Source organism: Natrialba sp. PRR66 (assembly GCF_034808065.1).
Lineage (GTDB): Archaea > Halobacteriota > Halobacteria > Halobacteriales > Natrialbaceae > Natrialba > Natrialba aegyptia.
Genome location: NZ_JAXHGN010000001.1, coordinates 905,062 through 925,869, shown reverse-complemented (window position 1 = coordinate 925,869; position 20,808 = coordinate 905,062). Strand labels below are relative to the sequence as shown.

Annotated in this window: 26 protein-coding genes; 14 read left to right on the top strand and 12 right to left on the bottom strand. The window is 62.3% G+C overall.

The features are described 5' to 3' along the window. Positions 1-93: 93 nt before the first annotated feature. A complete protein-coding gene (locus tag SM755_RS04400) occupies positions 94-2,367 on the bottom strand; it encodes an AAA family ATPase (protein WP_323171600.1) in 2,274 nt (757 codons plus the stop codon). Positions 2,368-2,524: 157 nt separating this feature from the next. Here SM755_RS04400 and SM755_RS04395 point away from each other — a divergent pair, with 157 nt between their 5' ends. Continuing rightward, a complete protein-coding gene (locus SM755_RS04395; RefSeq protein ID WP_006663988.1) occupies positions 2,525-2,659 on the top strand; it encodes a hypothetical protein in 135 nt (44 codons plus the stop codon). A gap of 55 nt (positions 2,660-2,714) precedes the next feature. On the opposite strand, the gene SM755_RS04390 is transcribed toward SM755_RS04395, so the two are convergent. Together SM755_RS04390 and SM755_RS04385 are read right to left on the bottom strand one after the other, a co-directional pair. Further along, entirely contained in the window at positions 2,715-2,960 is a 246-nt protein-coding gene (locus SM755_RS04390; protein WP_323171599.1) for a hypothetical protein, read from the bottom strand. Between the two features lies 1 nt (position 2,961). After that, the gene (locus SM755_RS04385; protein WP_323171598.1) at positions 2,962-3,483 is read right to left on the bottom strand and encodes a DUF5796 family protein; all 522 of its coding nucleotides are present in this window, start codon (positions 3,481-3,483) and stop codon (positions 2,962-2,964) included. A gap of 131 nt (positions 3,484-3,614) precedes the next feature. On the opposite strand from SM755_RS04385, the gene SM755_RS04380 reads away from it, so the two are divergent. After that, complete coding sequence (locus SM755_RS04380) at positions 3,615-4,493, top strand: shikimate kinase (RefSeq protein ID WP_323171597.1); 879 nt, start codon at positions 3,615-3,617, stop codon at positions 4,491-4,493. Further along, complete coding sequence (locus SM755_RS04375) at positions 4,490-4,819, top strand: chorismate mutase (protein WP_006663993.1); 330 nt, start codon at positions 4,490-4,492, stop codon at positions 4,817-4,819. The genes SM755_RS04380 and SM755_RS04375 overlap by 4 nt, the downstream gene beginning before the upstream one ends. A gap of 320 nt (positions 4,820-5,139) precedes the next feature. Here the strand turns inward: SM755_RS04375 and SM755_RS04370 are convergent, their stop codons facing one another. The 7 genes from SM755_RS04370 to ribH form a co-directional block, all read right to left on the bottom strand. Further along, positions 5,140-5,523: a PIN domain-containing protein gene (locus SM755_RS04370; protein WP_323171596.1), complete on the bottom strand. Its 384-nt coding sequence runs from the start codon at positions 5,521-5,523 to the stop codon at positions 5,140-5,142. Further along, positions 5,520-5,765, bottom strand: coding sequence for an AbrB/MazE/SpoVT family DNA-binding domain-containing protein (locus tag SM755_RS04365; protein WP_323171595.1), 246 nt, complete (start codon positions 5,763-5,765; stop codon positions 5,520-5,522). The genes SM755_RS04370 and SM755_RS04365 overlap by 4 nt, the downstream gene beginning before the upstream one ends. A 181-nt stretch (positions 5,766-5,946) precedes the next feature. Beyond that, on the bottom strand, positions 5,947-6,381 hold the full coding sequence (locus SM755_RS04360; protein WP_006663994.1) for a GNAT family N-acetyltransferase: 435 nt from the start codon (positions 6,379-6,381) through the stop codon (positions 5,947-5,949). A 320-nt stretch (positions 6,382-6,701) separates the two neighbouring features. Next, positions 6,702-6,914, bottom strand: coding sequence for a hypothetical protein (locus tag SM755_RS04355; RefSeq protein ID WP_006663995.1), 213 nt, complete (start codon positions 6,912-6,914; stop codon positions 6,702-6,704). Between the two features lie 119 nt (positions 6,915-7,033). Next, positions 7,034-7,843, bottom strand: a complete 810-nt coding sequence (locus SM755_RS04350; RefSeq protein ID WP_323171594.1) for a MarR family transcriptional regulator — start codon at positions 7,841-7,843, stop codon at positions 7,034-7,036. 164 nt (positions 7,844-8,007) lie between these two features. Continuing rightward, positions 8,008-9,156 (bottom strand): pyridoxal phosphate-dependent aminotransferase, encoded by a 1,149-nt coding sequence (locus SM755_RS04345; protein WP_323171593.1) that lies wholly within the window; start codon positions 9,154-9,156, stop codon positions 8,008-8,010. Positions 9,157-9,197: 41 nt separating this feature from the next. Continuing rightward, entirely contained in the window at positions 9,198-9,632 is a 435-nt protein-coding gene (gene ribH / locus SM755_RS04340) for a 6,7-dimethyl-8-ribityllumazine synthase (protein ID WP_323171592.1), read from the bottom strand. Positions 9,633-9,852: 220 nt separating this feature from the next. Here ribH and tuf point away from each other — a divergent pair, with 220 nt between their 5' ends. Beyond that, positions 9,853-11,118, top strand: a complete 1,266-nt coding sequence (gene tuf, locus SM755_RS04335) for a translation elongation factor EF-1 subunit alpha (RefSeq protein WP_323171591.1) — start codon at positions 9,853-9,855, stop codon at positions 11,116-11,118. Between the two features lie 172 nt (positions 11,119-11,290). On the opposite strand, the gene SM755_RS04330 is transcribed toward tuf, so the two are convergent. Together SM755_RS04330 and SM755_RS04325 are read right to left on the bottom strand one after the other, a co-directional pair. After that, on the bottom strand, positions 11,291-12,067 hold the full coding sequence (locus tag SM755_RS04330) for an ABC transporter (RefSeq protein WP_323171590.1): 777 nt from the start codon (positions 12,065-12,067) through the stop codon (positions 11,291-11,293). Then, positions 12,060-13,100, bottom strand: a complete 1,041-nt coding sequence (locus SM755_RS04325) for an ABC transporter ATP-binding protein (protein WP_323171589.1) — start codon at positions 13,098-13,100, stop codon at positions 12,060-12,062. Before SM755_RS04325 ends, SM755_RS04330 begins: the two co-directional genes overlap by 8 nt. A 133-nt stretch (positions 13,101-13,233) precedes the next feature. Here SM755_RS04325 and SM755_RS04320 point away from each other — a divergent pair, with 133 nt between their 5' ends. From SM755_RS04320 to nuoK, 10 genes are all read left to right on the top strand, one after another. Further along, positions 13,234-14,397 carry a 5-(carboxyamino)imidazole ribonucleotide synthase gene (locus SM755_RS04320; protein WP_323171588.1) on the top strand — a complete coding sequence of 388 codons (1,164 nt, stop codon included), beginning with the start codon at positions 13,234-13,236 and terminating at the stop codon, positions 14,395-14,397. Positions 14,398-14,412: 15 nt separating this feature from the next. Further along, on the top strand, positions 14,413-15,051 hold the full coding sequence (locus SM755_RS04315) for an AIR carboxylase family protein (RefSeq protein ID WP_323171587.1): 639 nt from the start codon (positions 14,413-14,415) through the stop codon (positions 15,049-15,051). Between the two features lie 243 nt (positions 15,052-15,294). Continuing rightward, on the top strand, positions 15,295-15,708 hold the full coding sequence (locus SM755_RS04310) for an NADH-quinone oxidoreductase subunit A (protein ID WP_006664003.1): 414 nt from the start codon (positions 15,295-15,297) through the stop codon (positions 15,706-15,708). 22 nt (positions 15,709-15,730) lie between these two features. After that, on the top strand, positions 15,731-16,438 hold the full coding sequence (locus SM755_RS04305; RefSeq protein WP_006109471.1) for an NADH-quinone oxidoreductase subunit B: 708 nt from the start codon (positions 15,731-15,733) through the stop codon (positions 16,436-16,438). Further along, the gene (locus SM755_RS04300; RefSeq protein WP_323171586.1) at positions 16,435-18,117 is read left to right on the top strand and encodes an NADH-quinone oxidoreductase subunit D; all 1,683 of its coding nucleotides are present in this window, start codon (positions 16,435-16,437) and stop codon (positions 18,115-18,117) included. Before SM755_RS04305 ends, SM755_RS04300 begins: the two co-directional genes overlap by 4 nt. Then, positions 18,114-19,202 (top strand): complex I subunit 1 family protein, encoded by a 1,089-nt coding sequence (locus SM755_RS04295; RefSeq protein WP_323171585.1) that lies wholly within the window; start codon positions 18,114-18,116, stop codon positions 19,200-19,202. Before SM755_RS04300 ends, SM755_RS04295 begins: the two co-directional genes overlap by 4 nt. Continuing rightward, the gene (locus SM755_RS04290; protein ID WP_006109474.1) at positions 19,199-19,660 is read left to right on the top strand and encodes an NADH-quinone oxidoreductase subunit I; all 462 of its coding nucleotides are present in this window, start codon (positions 19,199-19,201) and stop codon (positions 19,658-19,660) included. The genes SM755_RS04295 and SM755_RS04290 overlap by 4 nt, the downstream gene beginning before the upstream one ends. Positions 19,661-19,699: 39 nt before the next feature. After that, on the top strand, positions 19,700-19,990 hold the full coding sequence (locus SM755_RS04285) for an NADH-quinone oxidoreductase subunit J (protein ID WP_006109475.1): 291 nt from the start codon (positions 19,700-19,702) through the stop codon (positions 19,988-19,990). Beyond that, complete coding sequence (locus SM755_RS04280; protein WP_323171584.1) at positions 19,987-20,502, top strand: hypothetical protein; 516 nt, start codon at positions 19,987-19,989, stop codon at positions 20,500-20,502. Before SM755_RS04285 ends, SM755_RS04280 begins: the two co-directional genes overlap by 4 nt. Further along, entirely contained in the window at positions 20,502-20,807 is a 306-nt protein-coding gene (gene nuoK, locus SM755_RS04275; RefSeq protein ID WP_006109477.1) for an NADH-quinone oxidoreductase subunit NuoK, read from the top strand. Before SM755_RS04280 ends, nuoK begins: the two co-directional genes overlap by 1 nt. Position 20,808 lies beyond the last annotated feature (1 nt).

Sequence of the window (20,808 nt, the reverse complement as noted above, 5' to 3'; positions counted from 1 at the left end):
TCCCTGCTTCTCTCGCGTAACCCGCGGCCCACGACCGCACCAGGCACGCGACAGCACTCGAGCGCACTCGAGCGCACGCCACACAAACCGCCGCTACGGCGTATCGACGTTCCCCCGCGCCGCCTCGAGATGTCGGCGCTCGACGACGACCTCGTCGGCCCGCTCGTTCGCTTCGCCCGGACTGAACTCGTCTGCAACCTCGCGGATCGCCTTCATCGAGGCGTCTCTAACAAGGGCTTCGAGGTCCGCGCCGGTGTAGCCTTCGAGTTCAGCAGCCAGTTCGTCGAGGGCCACGTCGTCGCTGAGGGGCTTGCCGCGGGTGTGGACCGCGAGGATCTTCTCGCGGGCCTTGCGGTCGGGGTCGCCGACGTAGACGTGGGTGTCGAGGCGGCCGGGTCGGAGGAGGGCGGGGTCGATCTGGTCCTTGCGGTTGGTCGCCGCGAGGACGACCAGGTTCGGATTCTCGCGCATGCCGTCGAGTTCGGTCAGCAGTTGCGAGACAACGCGTTCCGTGACTTCGTGGCCTTCGCCGCGGGCGGCGGTGATGGCGTCGATTTCGTCGAAGAAGACGATGGAAGGGGCGGCCTGGCGGGCGCGTTCGAACACCTTTCGGATGGCCTTTTCACTCTCGCCGACGTAGCGGTCGACGATTTCGGGGCCGTCGACGCGGACGAAGTTCACGTCGGTTTCGCCGGCCAGCGCGCGGGCGAGGAGCGTCTTGCCGGTTCCCGGCGGGCCGTAGAGCAGGACGCCTGAGGGTGGTTGGGTGTTCGTCGCCTCGAAGAGGCGGTCGTAGGTCAGCGGCCACTCGACGGATTCCCGAAGCGTCTGCTTTGCGTCCTCGAGCCCGCCGACGTTGGTGAAATTCGTGTCGGGCGACTCGGCGACGTACTCGCGCATCGCCGAGGGCTCGACGGAGGCAAGCGCCTCGTCGAAGTGGCGCTTTTGTACCGTCGGATTCCGGTTCCACGCCTCGCGGTCGTCCGTCTCGGCCGGCCGATCCCGAATCGCCGCCATCGCGGCCTCGCTTGCGACGCCGTCCAGATCCGCGCCGACGAAGCCGTGCGTCCGACGGGCGAGGGCGTCCACGTCGACGTCGTCCGCGAGCGGCATCCCGCGGGTGTGGACCTCGAGGATCTCTTTGCGTCCCGTTTCGTCGGGAACGCCGATCTGGATTTCGCGGTCGAACCGGCCGCCGCGGCGGAGTGCGGGGTCGATGCTATCGACGCGGTTCGTCGCGCCGATGACGATCACTTCGCCGCGCGCGTCGAGGCCGTCCATCAGCGTCAGCAACTGACCGACGATCCGATTTTCGGCGTCGCCGTCGTCGTCTCTCGTCCCCGCGATCGAGTCGATTTCGTCGAAGAAGATGATCGTCGGAGCGTCCTCACGCGCCTGCTCGAATGTCTGGCGCAGCTGCTCTTCGGATTCGCCCTTGTACTTCGACATGATCTCCGGCCCCGAAATCGTCACGAAATGGGCGTCGACCTCGTTCGCGACCGCCCGGGCGATCAGCGTCTTCCCGGTCCCGGGCGGGCCGTAGAGCAACACGCCGGAGGGCGGTTCGACTCCGAGCCGCTGGAACAGCTCCGGCTCCGACAGCGGGAGTTCGATCATCTCCCGCACGAGTTCGAGTTCGTCGTCCAGGCCGCCGATGTCCTCGTAGGTGACGCCGGAACTGGCTGTGCCGTCTGCCGGCTGCTCGCCGGTGGCTGGCGACGAGCCGCTACCAGCCGTGGCTGTGCCAGTGCTCTCGCCGTCACTCTCGGGGGTGGTGGCTGTACTCGAGCCGGTACTGCTACTGGTATCGGTACCGGTACCGGAGGCCGCCCCACCACCCGCCGAGCCAGTGACGCGGACCGTCGTTGAACTCGTGATTCGAACGTCGCCGCCAGGGGTCGTGTCGACGACGGAAAATGGTTCCTGGCCGACGCCTTCGATTCTGATCTGTTCTCCGGCGCGCACCGGTCGGTTTCGCAGCGTCTTGGCCGCCTCGTGTTCGGCGACTTGCTGCTGGCTGGAAGACAGCGTCGGTGGCGGCGTTAGTGTCACGCGCTCAGCGTCGCGGATCGAGGACGTGTCCTTCGTCCGGATGGTGACCGTATCGCCGACGTGAACGCCGGCATTGGCGCGGGTGTCGCCGTCGATCTGAATCGCGTGCTCCGGAATCGACGCGTCCGCCGGCCACATTTTTGCGACGGTCGTCTTTCCACCGTCGCCCTCGCCTTCGATGACGATCGTATCGCCACTGAGAACGCCCAGCTGTCGGCGAGCAAGCTCAGGTATTCGGGCGACACCTCGGCCTGCATCGCGCTTCTCGGCCGCTTGGACCGACAGCGAGATGCCGTCGGAATCCGACCCACTCATACCCGGTTCTTTCGGCCACGTCGCCTTGAGAATTACCCACGTCACTCCCATCTCACGATACGTTTCATCGAGACGGTATCAGCTCAGATTTCCATCCCGGCAGCACGTCCCCGTGTGCCGGAGCAACGCCTTTGGGTATTCGTGGCCAACTCGCGATATGGTGGTCCAGACCGAGCGGGACGACGCCACCTGGTACGAGTGTGAAACCTGCGGACTGCTCTTCGACGAGAAGTCCGATGCAACGGCGCACGAAAAACGGTGTGACGGAGCTGATCCGAGCTACATTCAATAAGTTCTGTACTCGCGACGGTCTCGATGAGCCAGCAGCCGATTAATCCGCAGGCGGCCTACTTGAGCCGCTCGCGATGAGACGCAGCGAGTTCACCTGCGCGATCTAACGTGTGCGTCTCGGTCCAGCGGACGCGGTCGCCGTCGCCGTAGGCAAGCGCCGTCTTCAGTTCGTCGCGCAAGACACCGTGGCCGACCGACAGCACCGTGCCGGACTCGTCGCCGAGTTCGTAGACGCCGGGCCGATCTGGTGCACTTGCGACAGCCTCCCGATCGAGCGTCGTCCAGGCTTTTTGTAGCGGCATGTTACGCGGTGGAGTCCTCACGATGCTGCTCGGGAGTGTCGTCCGACTCGCCGCTCGTGAACTCGTCGGTAGTGGATTCGTCGGTAGCGGATTCGTCGGTAGCGGGAACGAGTTCGTAGGCGTGTTCGCTCAGTTCGTCCTCGGCGAAGACGAACACCCGTCCGTCGACCAGCGAGAGGTCGGCCTCGACGCGGATCGAGTAGGCGTCCGTCGAGACGGACACGCCCGGATACAGTACTTCTTCGTCGTCACCGCTGAGTATCACGCGACCGACGCCGGTCGTCTCCAGGATATCGTCGTGGGTGTCCCGGTCGTTGACGTAGGTCATGACGCCCTCGACGCCGTCGGGGTCGGTGACGAGGACGTGGACGTCCTTCCCCGGCGGGGTCTTGATCGACTCCGTGACGGGTTCGGGCGGCCCGTGGTAGAAGACTTCCCGGCCGTCGAGGTACTGGACGACGACCCCGCCCTCGACGAGATTGACGGTGATCGTACTCGGAGCGACGTTATTGCGTGCGCTCATTGTTCGCTCGTTCGGGCGGAGTCGGGAAAAGCGGTGTGTTCTCAGCGGTCGCTATTCAGTTTCGGTTCCCATCCAAGAGAAGACTTGTCAGAACCGCCAGCCGTAAGTACGCACTCTGTGAGTCTTCTCGTATGGACGGCCGCGCCGTCGCACCCGCAGCCGGAACGGTCCTCAACGCACTCGCGACGGGGACCGGTTCAGCCTTCGCGATCGATCTCGAGACGACCGCGACGGTCGAACTCACCGACAGTGGCGAAACCGTCGGCCGGGTCGACGGCCACCCGGACGCGGACACGACGCTCATCGAACGCTGCGTCGACCTGACCCTCGACGAGTTCGCCGCGTCGGCCGGCCTCGATCGGTCCACCGTCGGCGCTCGCGTTCACACCGAAAGCGAGGTCCCGATGGCCGGCGGGCTAAAGAGTTCGAGCGCCGCGGCCAACGCCACCGTTCTCGCGACGCTCGATGCACTGGCAGTCAGCGACGCCGTCGATCGCATCGACGCCTGTCGACTCGGCGTTCGGGCCGCTCGCGAGGCCGGTGTCACCGCGACCGGCGCGTTCGACGACGCCAGCGCGAGCATGCTCGGCGGCGTGACGATCACCGACAACACGAGCGACGAACTGCTCGCCCGCGACGAACCCGACTGGCACGCGGCGGTCTACACGCCGCCGACGCAAGCCTACAGCGCCGATGCCGACATCGCCGCCTGCGAGCGCATCGCGCCGATGGCTGAACTCGTCGAAGAACTCGCACTCGATGGCCGCTACGGCGAGGCGATGACGGTCAACGGCTTCGCGTTCTGTGGCGCGCTCGAGTTCTCGACGGGACCGATGCTCGACGCGCTGCCGGACGTAACCGGAGTGTCGTTGTCCGGAACCGGACCCAGCTACGTCGCCGTCGGCGACCGCGACACGCTGGCCGGCGTTCGAGAGCGGTGGAACGAGCGCGAGGGAACGACACGATTACTGCAGACCCGAACAGACGGGACACGTATTCAAACATCATGACGCCAGATTCAGCTTCGAACGGAGACGAGATCGCAAGCGAGAACCGAACACCGGACGAGATGGATCTCGAAGAACTCCGCGAGGAGATCGAGACGATCGACCAGGAGATCGTCGAACTGATCGCCCAGCGAACCTACGTCGCGGATACGATCGCGGCGGTCAAAGACGAGAAGGACCTGCCGACGACCGACGAGAAACAGGAGGAGCAGGTAATGGAACGAGCGGGGCAGAACGCAGAGCAGTTCGATGTCGACGCGAATCTGGTGAAGGCGATCTTTCGGTTGTTGATCGAACTGAACAAGGTTGAACAAAGAGAAAATAGATAACCCCCCACGGTTTTACTCTCTCACCCTCATGGACGAACGGGGATGTCATTGCTCGCGGTTAAGTGCAGACCGAACAGTATCGTAGATGCCGTCAGGATCCGGCTTTTCGTACGAACTATCTGGCCATAGATCTCTCATATCAATGGACATCTGAGAAAGAAGTCTTGAATATTAGGATGGTCTGCGAAGAACACCCACAGTCTTACTTCGTATCGAGATAGACCATTATTCCCCATTCTGCATGATGAATTTCACAAATTTGAACAAGGTAGAGAAGCGACAGAATCGGTAGCGCGATAGAGATATTACTACGTACTACGTCACTCATCAGCCGGTTCTAGCGGGACTCGTTCCACCTCGATGTCCGCGTAGTCCTTTTCCGAGGAGAGCACGTTCTGCGTCCGCGTCTCTGCAGTCGCGGCGTGGAACGCATCGAACGCCGTCATTCCCTCATCGTAGTAGTTGACGGCCTTCAGAACGATTTGTCGCTCTTCCTCGTCTCGGACAGGAACGAGTTCGAGCAGATTTGCCACGAGTGGGACGTACTCAAACTCGTACCGTTCTCGGGCGAGAAGGAGTTCGAGATAGGAGAAGGCGGACGTTTCGATGTCGTGCTCGCCGAGTGCTTCTTCTGCTGATTGCTGCAACCAGTCCGAGTTGTTGGCGAGCGCAAGTAGAAAGTCGGTTTCGACGTAGACCGTCATCTATCGTCTCCGTTCTCGCGGGCCTCCGCTTTCGCTTCTGCTTCGATGTCCGCCCGAATATCATCGACGGACGCGTCACGTAACTCGCCTGCCGCTTCGCGGACTGCAGCGAGCGGGTTGTCTGCAACCGGAACGAGTTCGATTCTATCTTCGTACGTGACGATGTGGTACTTCTCGCCGTATTTTTCTCGTACGTCTTTGGGGATATACAGCCTCCCCTGCCCGTCCGTTTCTGCTGACATGGATATGACTATGGTGGCACAGGTAAAGAATCTTACCACCAGTAGGGAATAGATGGTACAAACACCGATATTCCATCTATTCGCACATTGAGTATTATCTATCTTAACAAGGTCGAGCAACGCGAGAATCGGTAACGAGTTCGATCTATCGATTATTGATCCGCCATACTGTTTCAACAGACTATTTCAACGGCTGTTTGTACACGTAGCTAGCCCGCTCCATCCCGGCCCGCTCCTCATAGAAGCGATGGGCATCCTCACGCTGGAGTCCAGAAGAGAGGGCGACGAGTTCACAGTTTCTCTCCTCGGCCCAGTCTTCGATAAACGAGAGGAGTTTCATACCATGTCCCTTCGACCGATGGTCGGCGTCTGTTACCAATTCGTAAACCCACACGTGGCGACCGTAGTACATATTCACCTGGATCCCAACGCCAGCGAGCGAGACGATTTCGTCGTCTACTGAGACAGCGAAGAGTCGGTACCCATCATCGGTCATTTCACGGAGATAGTCAAGGTAGGAGTCTTCGTTCAGATGGGTCCGCAATTGGGACATCACTGGAAACGCGCCTAACCACTCTGCTTCGGTCTCTAACTCGTGGACCTTCGTCTTGGCCATCTCTCCAAAAGAAGAGAAGACGACCTTAGTCGGTTTTGGTAGTGACACTCATCATCAAACGTACGTGATGAGAAAGCGCCGAAGGAGACGAACTCTATAACGTCAGTCGGAGACCTGAAGACGGTTGGGCAACACGAGAATCGGGAGTACCCAACGGAGAGCGACATCGTTTATCAGCCGGTTCGACCGGGACTCGTTCCACCTCGCTGCCCTCGTCGTCTCTCTTTGATGAAAGGACGGACATCATTCGTGTTTCATGCTCGGGACGCTCGGGATCTGGCATCCCGATGAAAAGATACGGAGTCCCGAATCGCCGTCGGTCAGACTTCGACTTCGGTGACGTGTTCCGCTTCGATTTCGTCGCGGGTGTACTCTTTCCCGTGTTGTTCGCGAACGTGATCGCGCGTGATTTCGACCAGTCGGTCTTTGTCCTCCTCCTCCGTCCGCATGAGGAAGACACAGCCCGAAACCTCGGTGTCACACGCTACCTGTAGCGCCGTTATTGTCTCTTCGTCGGAGTGTTCGATAGCCATGGTGCAGTCCCCGCGAGAGGGTACGCCGTGAACTCGCATGTAGGCACCGAGTGGGCGGTATGCACGCCCTGACTCGCGTGCAGTTGCTGCAACCATCTACGGCTACGAGCCGTCACACATCACTCGCTCGTTGATTCGAGCGTGAGCGGTCGCGACTCCCGCCGATAGCGCTCGAACGTCGATTCTGCCCACTCCCGAGTCGCCGGTGCGTCGGTGTCGAGCAACAGTTGCACCGCGCCGCTGTGCTGGTCAGCACAGCTAACGGCGACCCGATCGTCGAAGAGACTGACGCCGTAGGGCGGCAAGTCGTCGTGCACGCGGACCGTGAGATTCCCGCTTTCGAGCGGCCCGGCGCAGTGCTCCCCGTAGGTCGCGAGAATGGAGCGGTCGACGCTCGGCGGGTCGATGATCTCCGTCCGCATCCCGTCGAGAACTCGCTCTCGAAGCTCGTCCTTACAGGGTTCGAGCAGGGCGATATCGAACCCGACGAACCGAAACTCGTCTGTCTCCTCGAACAGGGATGCGAATCGGTTCACCGGCCGGTACGGCGAATCGACCGCGGCGGCCGTCACGACCGCGTCGGTCGCCATCTCGACGGTGAACCCGCTTTCCTCGCTCGGAAGCCACTCCCAGGTATCGCGAAGCTTCCGCTCGGTTTCGAGCCGGTCGATCAACTCCCGCAGCCCCGCCGCGACGAACGCGCCCAACTGCGTCGTTTCGTACCGCTTGCCGGTCCGTCTGATCCAGTTGCGCTCTTCGAACGCCCGCAGCGTCCGCCCGACCGTGGACGACGACGCCCCCGTCTCCCTCCGAAGCGCAACTCGACTCCGAGGCCGGTCGGCCAGCGCATCGAGCACGGCCACGCGATGTTCCGACCGCGCGAGGAACTCGATGTCGTCGAGCGGCGTGCTCGTGGCTCTCGACATCATGGTACTAATACGCACACGCTCGACATAGCTGTTCGGATCCTGAGGACACTTCGATCGCGCACCATCTCGCCGCTGAGGACTCAAGCGTCGCATCTCTGGCCGCTTGACTTGTCCGACGAGCAACTGAACTCGTGTGAAAACGAACGATAGTCCCGTCTGGCAGGTTAGAGATACCCTTCCTCGGCGAGCCGTTCGATACCCTCCTCGAGTCGCTCTTCGCTCGCCGCGTAGGAGATGCGGGCGTAACCGGGCGTCCCGAACGCGCTGCCGGGAACCGTTGCGACGTGGGCGTCCTCGAGCGCTCCCTCGCACCAGGCCTGATCGTCGTCGGCCACGGGAAGCATCATGTAGAACGCGCCGTCAGGAACCGCAACGTCGACGTCGTGGTCGTCGAGCAAGTCGATAACGAGTTCACGTCGCTGGCCGAAGGCGTCGACCATCTGGGTGACGGCGTCGTCGGTGTGTTCGAGGGCTTCGACGCCGGCGTGTTGGACGAAGTTGACGGCCGACGACACGGAGTGGCTGTGGAGTTTGCCGGCCTGGCCGATCAGGTCCTCGGGGCCGGCGAAGTAGCCGAGTCGCCAGCCGGTCATGGAGTAGGCCTTCGAGAAGCCGTTGACGGTGATGGTGCGGTCGGCCATGCCGTCGAACGTTCCCAGGCTGGTGGGTTCGACGCCGTAGGTGATCTCCTTGTAGATTTCGTCGGAGATGACGGTGATGTCGTGTTCGACGGCGAGGTCGCGGACGCCCTCGAGTGCGGCGTCCGTGTAGACGGCACCGGTCGGGTTCGACGGCGAGTTCACGATGAGCAGCTCGGTTTCGTCGGAGACGGCGGCTTCGAGGTCGTCGAGGGCGGGTTCGAGCTGGAAGTCGGAGTCGGAGAGGTCGACGCGGGTGAGGTCGCCGCCGGCCATCTTGACCATGGCCTCGTAGGAGACCCAGGCGGGGTCAAGCAGCGCGACCTCGTCGCCGTCCTGAATCAGGGCCTGGACGATTTCGTAGAGCGCCTGCTTCGCGCCGGGGGTGACGATGATTTCCTCGGGGCCGTGGTCGAGGCCGTCAGCGGCGAGTTTGTCCGCGATGGCTTTGCGGAGTTCGAGGATACCGGCGGAGGTCGTGTAGCCGGTGTGGCCGGCGTCCATTGCGTCCTGGCCGGCGTCGACGATGTTCTGTGGCGTCGGGAAGTCGGGTTCGCCGACGGACAGATCGACGACGTCTGCGCCCTCTTGCTCGAGTTCGGTGGCGAGCGCGGAGATGGCGAGGGTTGCGGACGGTTCGACTCGGGTCAGGCGGTCGGTGAATTCCATGGTCATTGCTGGAACTGAGTTCGATTTCGGGATGCGTCGTGGTCGTTTTAGTCGGTGGTACGCGACGGTGACTCGGGATCGGGTAGTTCGTCGACGAGATCGAGCGCGCTGTCGACCGCTTTCGCAGCGTTTTCGATGCGCTCGCGTGACTCGGCCGCGGACATGCCGGGGCCGGTGACGCCGAGTGTGACAGGAGTATCACGCTCGAGGCTCACGTCTGCGAGCCGCTGGGCGGTCGCGTCGGAGATGACCTGATCGTGGTCGGTGTCGCCGGTGATGACGGTTCCGATGACGGCCACGGCGTCGACAGCCTCGAGTCGCGCGAGGCGGTCGGCTGCCAGCGGGGCGTCATACACCCCGGGGACGTGGACGATGTCGTGCACCTCGGCTCCCGCAGCCTGGGCTGCCTCCGCGGCTTCGTGCTCCATCTGCTCGGTGATCGGTCGATTGAACTCCGCGACCACCAGTCCGAGCGCGGTCATACGCGAGCCGAGGTGAGCGGGCGTAAAAGAGGTACCGTTCTCGCCGAATGTATCCTCAAGTTGGAACCGATGCCACCGGCCGGCTGACCCGAAAATCGGACCGGGCTCTTATCACCTGTAACGGACGCACGTCTAGCGTTTCTGTACTGTCCAGCAAATGCCGCACAAGGGTTTAGGAGTACATATCGAGTAGATCCTGCTAGCGGTACTACCCACCACCATGAGTGCAAGTCCACACCAGAACCTGGCCATTATCGGCCACGTTGACCACGGGAAGAGTACGCTCGTGGGACGACTCCTCTACGAAACGGGGAGCATCCCCGAGCACGTCATCGAACAGCACCGCGAGGAGGCCGAAGAGAAGGGGAAAGGCGGCTTCGAGTTCGCCTACGTCATGGACAACCTCGCCGAGGAGCGCGAACGCGGTGTCACCATCGACATCGCCCACCAGGAGTTCTCCACCGACGAGTACGACTTCACAATCGTCGACACGCCGGGCCACCGCGACTTCGTCAAGAACATGATCACGGGCGCGTCCCAGGCGGATCACGCCGTCCTCGTCGTCGCCGCCGACGACGGCGTCGCGCCCCAGACCCAGGAACACGTTTTCCTTGCACGAACGCTCGGCATCGACGAACTCATCGTCGCCGTCAACAAGATGGACGTCGTCGACTACGAGGAATCCACCTACGATGAGGTCGTCGAGGAGGTTACCCAACTGCTCAATCAGGTGCAGTTCAACACCGAGGACGCCTCGTTCATTCCCGTCTCGGCGTTCGAAGGCGACAACGTCGCGGACGTCTCCGATAACACGCCGTGGTACGAGGGTGAAACCGTTCTCGAGGCCCTCAACACCTTGCCGGAGCCGGAGCCGCCGACGGATGCACCGCTTCGCCTGCCGATTCAGGACGTGTACACGATTTCGGGTATCGGAACCGTCCCGGTCGGCCGCATCGAAACCGGTATCATGAACACCGGCGATACCGTTTCCTTCCAGCCCAGCGACGTGGGCGGCGAAGTAAAGACGATCGAGATGCACCACGAGGAAGTGCCGAAGGCCGAACCCGGCGATAACGTCGGGTTCAACGTCCGCGGCATCGGCAAGGACGATATCCGCCGCGGCGATGTCTGCGGCCCGGCCGACGATCCGCCGAGCGTCGCCGAGACCTTCCAGGCCCAGATCGTCGTCATGCAACACCCGTCCGTGATCACGGCCGGCTATACGCCGGTCTTCCACGCGCACACGGCACAGGTCGCCTGTACGATCGAATCCATCGATCAGAAGATCGACTCCTCGAGCGGCGAAGTCGCCGAGGAAGACCCCGACTTCATCCAGTCGGGTGACGCTGCTGTGGTCACCATCCGACCCCAGAAGCCCCTCAGCATCGAACCGTCCAGCGAAATCCCTGAACTCGGGAGCTTCGCCATCCGCGACATGGGCCAGACCATCGCGGCCGGCAAGGTCCTCAGCGTCAACGAGAAATAACGCAGCAAGCGCGTTCGACCCGCAGATTCGCAAACTCGGCAGTTCGCGAGTTCGGGATCGGTCATACTATCGGACAGCACTATTTGAAGATCGGTTGCTCGAACTCGGCTGTTTCCAACGGAAATAGCCGGATTATCGCGACCAACTCCTCACTGACTTCTGTCCGACAGTATCAGTAGTGGCCCATCACGCCACGGTCGCGAGTTCGCTCGACCAGATGCAAAAAGACGAGGTAGCCGCCGACGAGGTAGCCGGTGCTAGTGACGAACAGCGCGACGAGTTCGGTGGGCGGAAACTCCCAGAGTCTCGTTCCGTCTAGCATTGCGAGGGTGATGAGGTTGCTTCCGGGGCTGACCGGGAGGAAGGCGAGAGCGGGTCCCTGGACCGCACCGGGGGCAGCGATCAGGCCGGCAAAGCCGAACCGAAGCAGTTGCTGGACGTTTTCGAGCCGTTTGTAGAGCAAGGAAAGTCCGGCAACGGCGTAGCCGACGCCGATCGCCGGTAGGATCGTGACGACGAGCAGCGGCGCGACCGTGAGCAGGTCTACCGAGACCGATCGACCGGTCGTGACGACCATGAGAGCGAGGAGGACGAGCGCGAGACCGCTACTGAGGACGATATTGAACACGGTTGTAACCGAGAAAATGCGACCGAGACCGGCGGGCGAGAGATACAGTTGTTCGAGCGTGCCCCATTTGGCTTCTCGCATGATGCTACCAGCGACGTCGAAATACGCCGCACTGGTAGCCAAAAAGAGGAAGAAACCGACGACGATGACATCGAGAGCGGCCTCGGCATCCGCGCCGCCGAGCGACCGGCCGCCGAGAAAAACCACTGCGAACGTCGCGTACATCCCGACGACTCGCATGAGCGTATTGACCCAATATCGTCTCAGAAGGACGACCCGCTTTTCGATGACGGCGGCGACGAGACGCAACTGGTTAGTCATCGGCGGGCCTCCGCTCGGTTTCGATAAGCCGTAAGAACACGTCTTCGAGGTCCGGCTCGAGCGTCTCAACTGAGCCGAACGTTGTCCCCGAATTTCGAAGCACCGCCATTAGCTCGTAGAACTCGTTTCCCTGCACGCGGGTCGCGTCGAACCGGTGTGTCACGGTAGTCCCGTCATCGCGGCTCGTCCACGCCGTCGCGCCGAATCGTTCGGTGAGGGTTGTTTTCACATCGTTCGATAACCACCCGGTGACGGTCACGCGGACGGCTCGCGTCCGGAACAGATCGAGCAGCGTCTCGACCGTCTCGTCCGCCAGCACCGACCCGTCGTTCAGGATGATAACTCGGTTACACAGTGATTCGATGACCTGCATGTCGTGACTCGAAACGAGAACCGTTCGCTCGTTCTGGTCCGCCAGTCGCCGGAGTTCCCGGCGCAGTTCGAACGAACTCTCCACGTCGAGGCCCAGCGTGGGTTCGTCGAGAACGACGAGCGGCGTCTCCCGAACGAGGGTACACGCCAGCGACGCCTTCTGTTTCATTCCGCGGGAGAGTTCGTTGACCGGATCGTCGGCTCGGTCCGCGAGACCGACCTGTTCGAGTAGTCGATCGATCCGGTCGGAATCGGCCCGTTGACCGCCGATCCGGGCGAAGAATCGAATGTTTTCGCGAACGGTAAGCCGCCAGTAGACGTTCCGCGCCCCTTCAAGCATCGCGGCGACGGACCGGGAGGCGGCAGCCGGGGATTCGGTTACATCGACGCCGTCGATGCGTGCTGTTCCACCTGTCGGGCGGATCAACCCGAGAAGCAACTTGATCGTCGTCGTCTTGCCGGCCCCGTTCGGACCGAGCAGTCCGACGATCGTCCCTTCCTCGATGGCGAACGATACGTCGTCGACCGCAGTCGTCATCCCCGCGTCGGTCTCGTAGGTTTTCTCCAACCCGTCGACCGTCAAAAGCGGTTCCGACCGATCGCGGGCGGCCGACCGCGTTCCGTCGGACTGTCGATCCAACACGGGTTCGTTCGCGACCATGTATTACGATGCTAACATCAGTCGGAATATGTCTTTGGAATAACAGGTGAATACTATTTCCCGGCCAGTCGGTACAGTTCGTTCGCTCACCGATTGCCAATTCTTAAGCGGGGTCACCGTCAATGCCCGCCCAATGACGACGTTACAGACGCCAGGACCAACGATCGGCGTCGTCGGTGGCGGCCAACTCGGGCGCATGCTCGCGGAGGCGGCAGCACCGCTCGGCGTCGAGGTCGTCGTCCTCGATCCGACGCCCGACTGCCCGGCCGCACCGGTCGCTCGAGACCAGATCGTCGCCGACTTCGACGACGAAGCCGGCATTCGTGAACTCGCCGCTCGCGCCGACGTGCTCACCTTCGAAATCGAACTCGCAGACCAGGACGTCTTAGAGCGCGTCAGCGAGGACTCCGGCACGCCGGTCCACCCCAAGCCGGCGACACTCGAGACGATTCACGACAAACTCGTCCAGAAACACGAACTCGAGGACGCGGGCGTTCCCGTCCCGCCGTTTCGCAAGGTTACGGACGCCGCCGACATCCGCGCCGCGATCGACGACTACGGCGCGCCGGTCATGCTCAAGGCTCGAACCGGTGGCTACGACGGCCGTGGGAACGTTCCCGTCGAGTCCAAAGCGGACGCCGAGGCCGCACTCGACTCCGTCGCCGGCCCCGCCATGGTCGAGGCCTTCGTCGAGTTCGAGCGTGAAATCTCGATCATCGCGGTCAAGGGCAAGAACGAAATCGCGACGTTCCCGATCGGCGAGAACGTCCACGAGGAGGAGATCCTGCGGCAGACGATCGTGCCGGCGGGCTCCTCCGATGTGGTTGCAGAACGCGCCCGCGGGGTCGCCTCGGATGTCCTCGACGTGATGGAGGGGCGCGGCGTCTACGGCATCGAATTGTTCGAAACGAGCGACGGTGAGGTCCTGCTCAACGAAATCGCCCCGCGCCCGCACAACTCCGGCCACTGGACCATCGAGGGCGCACAGAGTTCGCAGTTCGAACAGCACGCGCGGGCGGTTCTGGGGTGGCCCCTCGCCGCGACCGATCTCCGCTCGCCGACGGTGTCGGTGAACCTGCTCGGTGACGTCGAGGAGTCCCAGTCTGCGACGTTGCAACACGTCGACCGAATTCTCGAGACGCCGGGTGCGGCCCTCCACTGGTACGGCAAGCGAGAGGCGCGTCCCCTGCGAAAGCTGGGTCACGTGACGCTATCCGGACGCAACGACGAGACGACAGCCGAATTACTCGAGGCCGCGCGCGAACTCGAGGAGTCCGTCACGTTCACGTCGGAGTGACCGCCAGTACCTACTATGAGTGACAGCGTTTCCGACCTGATCGACCGACTCCACGAGGAAGCCACACAGGACCGCCCAGCGGCCGAGACGCCGGACGTTGGCATCGTAATGGGCAGCGATTCCGATCTCGAAACGATGCTGACCGGCGGCGAGCGCCGCGGAGCCTACGACGCGTTCGTGGATGAACTCGGCTTTGCCGAGCAGACCGACTACGAAAACGCCCCCGACGAGCGGTTTACGTTCGAAACGTACGTCACCTCGGCCCATCGGACGCCGGACCTGATGGCGGCCTACGCCGAGACGGCAGAAGAGCGCGGACTCGACGTCATCATCGCGGGCGCGGGCGGCAAATCCGCTGATCTGCCGAATATGACCGCCTCGATCGCGTATCCGCTGCCGGTAATCGGCGTCCCCGTCCAGGAGAAGTCCGTCGACAGCGTGATCGGGATGCCGACCGGCGCGCCGCTCGTCGCCGTCGACGCCGGCAAGTCCTTCAATGCCGCCCTCTCTGCCGCACAGATCCTCGCACGTCAGCACGACGACGTGCACGATCGTCTCGTCACCTACCACGACGGGCTGCGCGACGGCGTCGGCACCGTTTCGCGCGAACTCCACGACGAGGGAACGCCTGCGTTCCGAGAGCGCGAACGGTAATCGGCGAACCACCTGCCACTACTCCGGCGTGGTCGTCCAACGTTCATCGTTCTTCATTGGCGCTCCTATCGTCCGTACTCGGCCACATCGCGATTCGCTCGCGTGGAAACGACTACGGCGAATATACGCCGAGTATACAGACAGACAGTTTATCCCTGATCTCTCGGCTTGGCCCGTGTTGACCCGGAAAACGAACAATCAACCCTTATGTGCGTGCGGTTTAAACTCCCGAACGTTACGGAGATGAACGATTGGATAGCGATCGGGGCGCTCGCGCTCGTCGGAGTCCTGATACCCCTCAGTATGATGGCGGTATCGGCGCTGCTACGTCCGAGTGTGCCCGAAACGAGCAAACGTGCCACCTACGAGAGTGGTGAGGTTCCGACCGGCGGCACGCGCGTCCGGTTTAACATCCAGTACTACATGGTTGCGCTTCTGTTCCTCGTCTTCGATATCGAAACCGTCCTCCTGTTTCCCTGGGCGGTCGTGTACCTGGATGCCATCGAATCGGATGCCGTGTCACTGCTCGATATCCTCGGCCCGATGGTGCTTTTCGTCGCAATCCTGCTCGCGGGACTTGCATGGGCGTGGCGAAACGGTGCCGTCCAGTGGGCACAGACACCTCGTCAGGTAGACACGGAGCGGAATCGACCATGAGCACGAGCACGACCCAGACACCATGAGTAGCGACGAACCACAACAAACGATTCACGACAGCACAGCGCCGTCGACGGACACCCGTGAGGCCCGGATCGGCGAGGGTGTCGACGATCGCTTCAACTCCAGACTTCGCGAGGCGTTCGGCGCATCCCCGTTCATCCTCACGAAGTTCGACGAGTTCATGAACTGGGTGCGCGGGAACTCGATGTTCATGCTCCAGTTCGGCATCGCCTGCTGCAGCATCGAGATGATGCACACGTACGCGATCAAACACGACCTCGACCGATTCGGGGCCGGGGTCCCGCGCGCGTCGCCGCGACAGGCCGACGTGATGATCGTCCCGGGAACGATCGTCTCGAAGTTCGGCCCGCGCATGAAGCGCGTCTACGATCAGATGCCCGAGCCCAAATTCGTCGTCGGGATGGGGTCCTGTACGATTTCGGGCGGTCCGTTCCAGGAAGGGTACAATGTCGTCAAGGGTGCCGAAGAGATCATCCCGATCGACATTCACGTCCCCGGCTGCCCGCCGCGGCCTGAAGCCCTGATCTACGGCGTCCTCAAACTCCAGGAGCGGATCAAAAACGGCGAGTCCTCGGCCGTCGTCGTCAAACCGTACGAACTCGAGGAGTTCGGCGACCTGCCGAAGGACGAACTGGTCCAGAAACTCGCAGACCAGATCGACGAGGACGACCTCGTCATGCGGTACAACTGGGCTGATTCACCATGAGCACGGGCACGGAATCCGAGGCCGAAACCGAGCCGGAGCTGACACAGCCAGCGTCCGGCACCGACGAAGCCGAACTCGAGGCGCTGCTCGGTGACCGCGCAATCGCACGCGAAGAACACCTGAACGCGCCGGGATTCGTCATCAATCCCAACGACGTGCAGGCCGTTCTTTCGGACCTTCGGGACGAGGCCGGCTACGACCACCTCTCGTGTGTCACCGCACAGCAGTACGAGGACCGGTACGAGTCGATCTACCACCTGAAGAAGTTCGCCGATCCGACCGACGAACTCAGCATCGTCGTTCCGACGACGACCGAGAATCCGGTCAGTCAGAGCGCCGAACCGGTGTTCCGAACGGCCGACTGGCACGAACGAGAGGCCTACGACCTCATCGGCGTCGAATACGAGGGGCACCCGGACCTCCGGCGGATTCTCCTGCCCGAGACCTGGCAGGGACATCCGCTCTCGAAGGATTACGACCAGGAAAAACCGCAGCTCGTCACGCTGACAGAGCATCAGAACCCGATCCAGCCCGACCACCGAGAGGCCGATTCGGACACGATGTTCCTGAACATCGGGCCGCACCATCCGGCAACTCACGGTGTCCTTCACGTCGAAACGGTACTCGACGGCGAGACCGTCGCCGATGTCGAGCCGGATATCGGCTATCTCCACCGGTGTGAAGAGCAGATGTGTCAGTCGGGAACCTACCGCCACCAGATCATGCCCTACCCCGACCGCTGGGACTACGTCTCGGCGGGCCTGTTGAACGAGTGGGCCTACGCGCGGGCGATCGAAGATCTGGCCGACGTCGAGGTCCCCGAGTACGCGCAGGTCATCCGGACGATGGGCGCTGAACTCTGCCGGATCGCCTCGCACATGCTCGCACTCGGAACGTTCGCACTCGACGTCTACGGCGAGTTCACCGCGACGTTCATGTACACGTTCCGCGACCGGGAGGTCATCCAGGATCTGCTGGAGGACCTGACGGGCCAGCGGATGATGTTCAACTACTTCCGGGTCGGGGGCGTCGCCTGGGATCTGCCCGAACCGCGCGAGGAGTTCTTCGCGCAGGCGCGAGACTTCCTTGACGAACTCCCGGCGAAGGTCGCGGAGTACCACGACCTGATCACGGGGAACGAAATCTTCCAGACCCGGTGTATCGACACGGGCGTCTTAGAGCCGGACGTCGCGAAAAGCTACGGCTGTACGGGCCCGGTCGTTCGCGGCTCCGGCGTCGACTACGACCTCCGTCGTGACGACCCCTACGGGTACTACGACCAACTCGATTGGGACGTCATCACGCGCGATGGTTGTGACAACTACGCCCGCGTCCTCTGTCGGATGGAAGAAGTCGAGGAGTCCGCAAAGATCATCGAGCAGTGTCTCGATCTGCTCGAAGAATGGCCCGAAGACGAACGCGATGTCCAGGCCAACGTCCCCCGGACGCTGAAGCCGGACGCCGACACCGAAATCTACCGGGCCGTCGAGGGTGCCAAAGGTGAACTCGGCATCTACATTCGCTCCGACGGCACGGACAAGCCCGGTCGGTTCAAGATCCGAAGTCCGTGCTTCTCGAACCTGCAGGCCCTCGGGGAGATGTCCGAAGGGGAGTACATCCCCGACCTGATCGCGTCGCTCGGCAGCCTCGATATCGTCTTAGGTGAGGTGGATCGATGAACGCGGCGACAACCACGCCGCTCCAGTCGGACGTGCTGTTACCCGAGCGTCTCGGCGATCTCACCGGCCTGAACGAGTTCGGTCTCGCCGGCGAGTTGCTCTCGACGCTCATCGGTGCGGTCATCGTCGGGAGCCTGATCCTCGCGATGACTGCCGTCGCCGGTCCCTGGGCGAAGCGAAAGATAACGGCCTCCTTTACGGACCGCATTTCGATCAACCAGATCGGACCGGCCGGCATCGGCATCATCATCGCGGACGCAGTTCGGATGCTCTCGAAGGAGAACATCATTCCGGAGAACGCGGACCGGCCGGCCTACGACCTTGCGCCGATCGTCATCGTGGGATCGGCGCTCCTCGGGTTCGCCGTGATCCCGATGGGAAGCGGCATCCAACTCGCGGATCCCGAGGTCGGCCTGGCGTTTGCCTTCGCCGTCGCCGGGATCGCCTCGATCGGACTCGTGATGGCCGGCTATTCGTCGGGCAACAAGTACTCACTGCTCGGCGGCTTGCGCGCGGTCGCACAGAACGTCGCCTACGAGATCCCACTCGTCGTGACCGGGATGTCCGTCGTGCTGTTTGCGGGCTCGCTGCAGATGAGTACGATCGTCGATGCACAGAACACGCAGACGCTCGTCGATCTCGGAGTCGTCTCGATTCCGGCCTGGTACGCCCTCGTCAACCCGTTCGCGTTCGTCCTCTTTCTGATCGCGAACTTCGCCGAGGTCGGACGCAACCCGTTCGACATGCCCGAAGCGCCGGCTGAACTCGTTGCCGGATACCAGACCGAGTACTCCTCGGTCTACTTCGTGCTAGTCTACCTCGGCGAGTTCCTCCACATCTTCCTCGGCGGGGCGATTATCTCGACGATCTTCCTCGGCGGCCCGGCCGGACCGGGGCCCGATGCACTCGGCATCGTCTGGTTCACCCTCAAAATCTGGGGCGTGTTCTTCCTGACGCAGTGGCTGCGTTCGGCGGTGCCGCGCGTACGAATCGACCAGCTTATCGAGATCGGCTGGAAGGGACTGCTCGTCCTCTCGTTTGCGAATCTCGGACTAACCGCGGCAATCGTAGGGGTGATAGCATGATCGGGGTACTCAAATCGATGGCAACGACGATGAAACACGCACTGGACGGCTCCACCTTCACGGTGGAGTATCCGAGCACGGCACCGGACGTATCGCCGCGATTCCGCGGCGTCCACAAGTTCAGCCAGGAACGCTGTATCTGGTGTCGCCAGTGCGAGAATGTCTGTCCGAACGACACGATCCAGATCGTCATGGACGACAAGCGAAACGGCGAACAGTACAACCTCCACATCGGCCAGTGTATCTACTGCCGGCTCTGCGAGGAGGTCTGTCCCGTCGACGCCATCCTGCTCACGCAGAACTTCGAGTTCACTGGCGATACCAAACACGACCTCGTCTACAACAAAGAGGAGCTGAAGTCGGTACCGTGGTACAAGGATATCGACCCGCTCGAGTCACGCGAACCGGACCGGGGCGCGTGGATCGGCGAGGGAGACGGGGAGGTCGATTACCAGTAATGGGTCGCCCGTCCCCGAAACGGGCAGTCTAACACAACAATGATATACGAGCAGATCGCGTTCGCGCTGTTTGCGTTCATCACGCTCGCCAGCGCGCTGGGTGTGGTTCTCTTGCGAGAGCCGTGGCACTCAGCGCTCATGCTCGGCGTTGCGCTGTTGAGCATCGCGGTCCACTTCGTGATGCAGGCGGCCGAGTTCGTCGCGATGATGCAGGTTCTCGTCTACGTCGGCGGGGTGCTCATCCTCATCACGTTCGCCGTGATGCTGACGGAGCGTGAGGACGCGACAGACGATACGGAGACGAACGCCGACGAGGTGGTACAGACATGACGACCAAGCCGCGACTCCGGGTCGGGCGGGTGCTCCTTCCGGGCGTCCTCGCGGTCGGCCTCTTCGGGCTGATGGCGCTGATCGTCCTGAATACGAGCTTCGGCGGGAGCCAGGGATTCCCCGAGAGCATTGCGATCACATCTGAACTCGGGTACGCGATGTTCGGACTCGACGAACTCCAGTCCACCGCGGGATCGATTCCGAACACGGAGTCGTTCCTTGCGGCGTTCTTCCTGATCGCCGTCGTCCTCGATGCGGCCCTCGACGGAGCGATCGTCCTCGCAAAGCGCGAGGAGGGAGGGAAACCGGTCGTCGCACTGCCGAGCCAGCGTGACGATGCCGAACCGGTCAGGTCCGCGACGGGACGCGAGACGGTCGCAGACGGCGGCTCGGATTCAACCGGGAGTGTGACAGCTACCGGATCCGACGCCGATTCTGCCGCTGATTCGACGACCGGTGGCGATGGCAACGACGATAACGATGGCGACGGCGACACAGGAGGTGACGCCTGATGGCGGTCGAGGTTCAGTACTACGTCCTCCTGTCGATGGCCCTGTTCTCGATCGGGCTCTTTGGCATTCTGACGCGTCGCAACGCACTGCTGTTTCTGATGTCCGTCGAACTCATGCTGAACGCGGCCAACATCAATCTGATCGCGTTCGCGTTCTATCACGGCAACCTCACCGGGCAGGTGTTCGCCCTGTTCACCATGGCGCTCGCCGCCGCAGAGGTTGCGATCGGACTCGGAATCTTGCTGGTGTTGTACCGTAACTTCCGTGACGTCGATGTCACGGTTCCAACGACGATGAGGTGGTAAG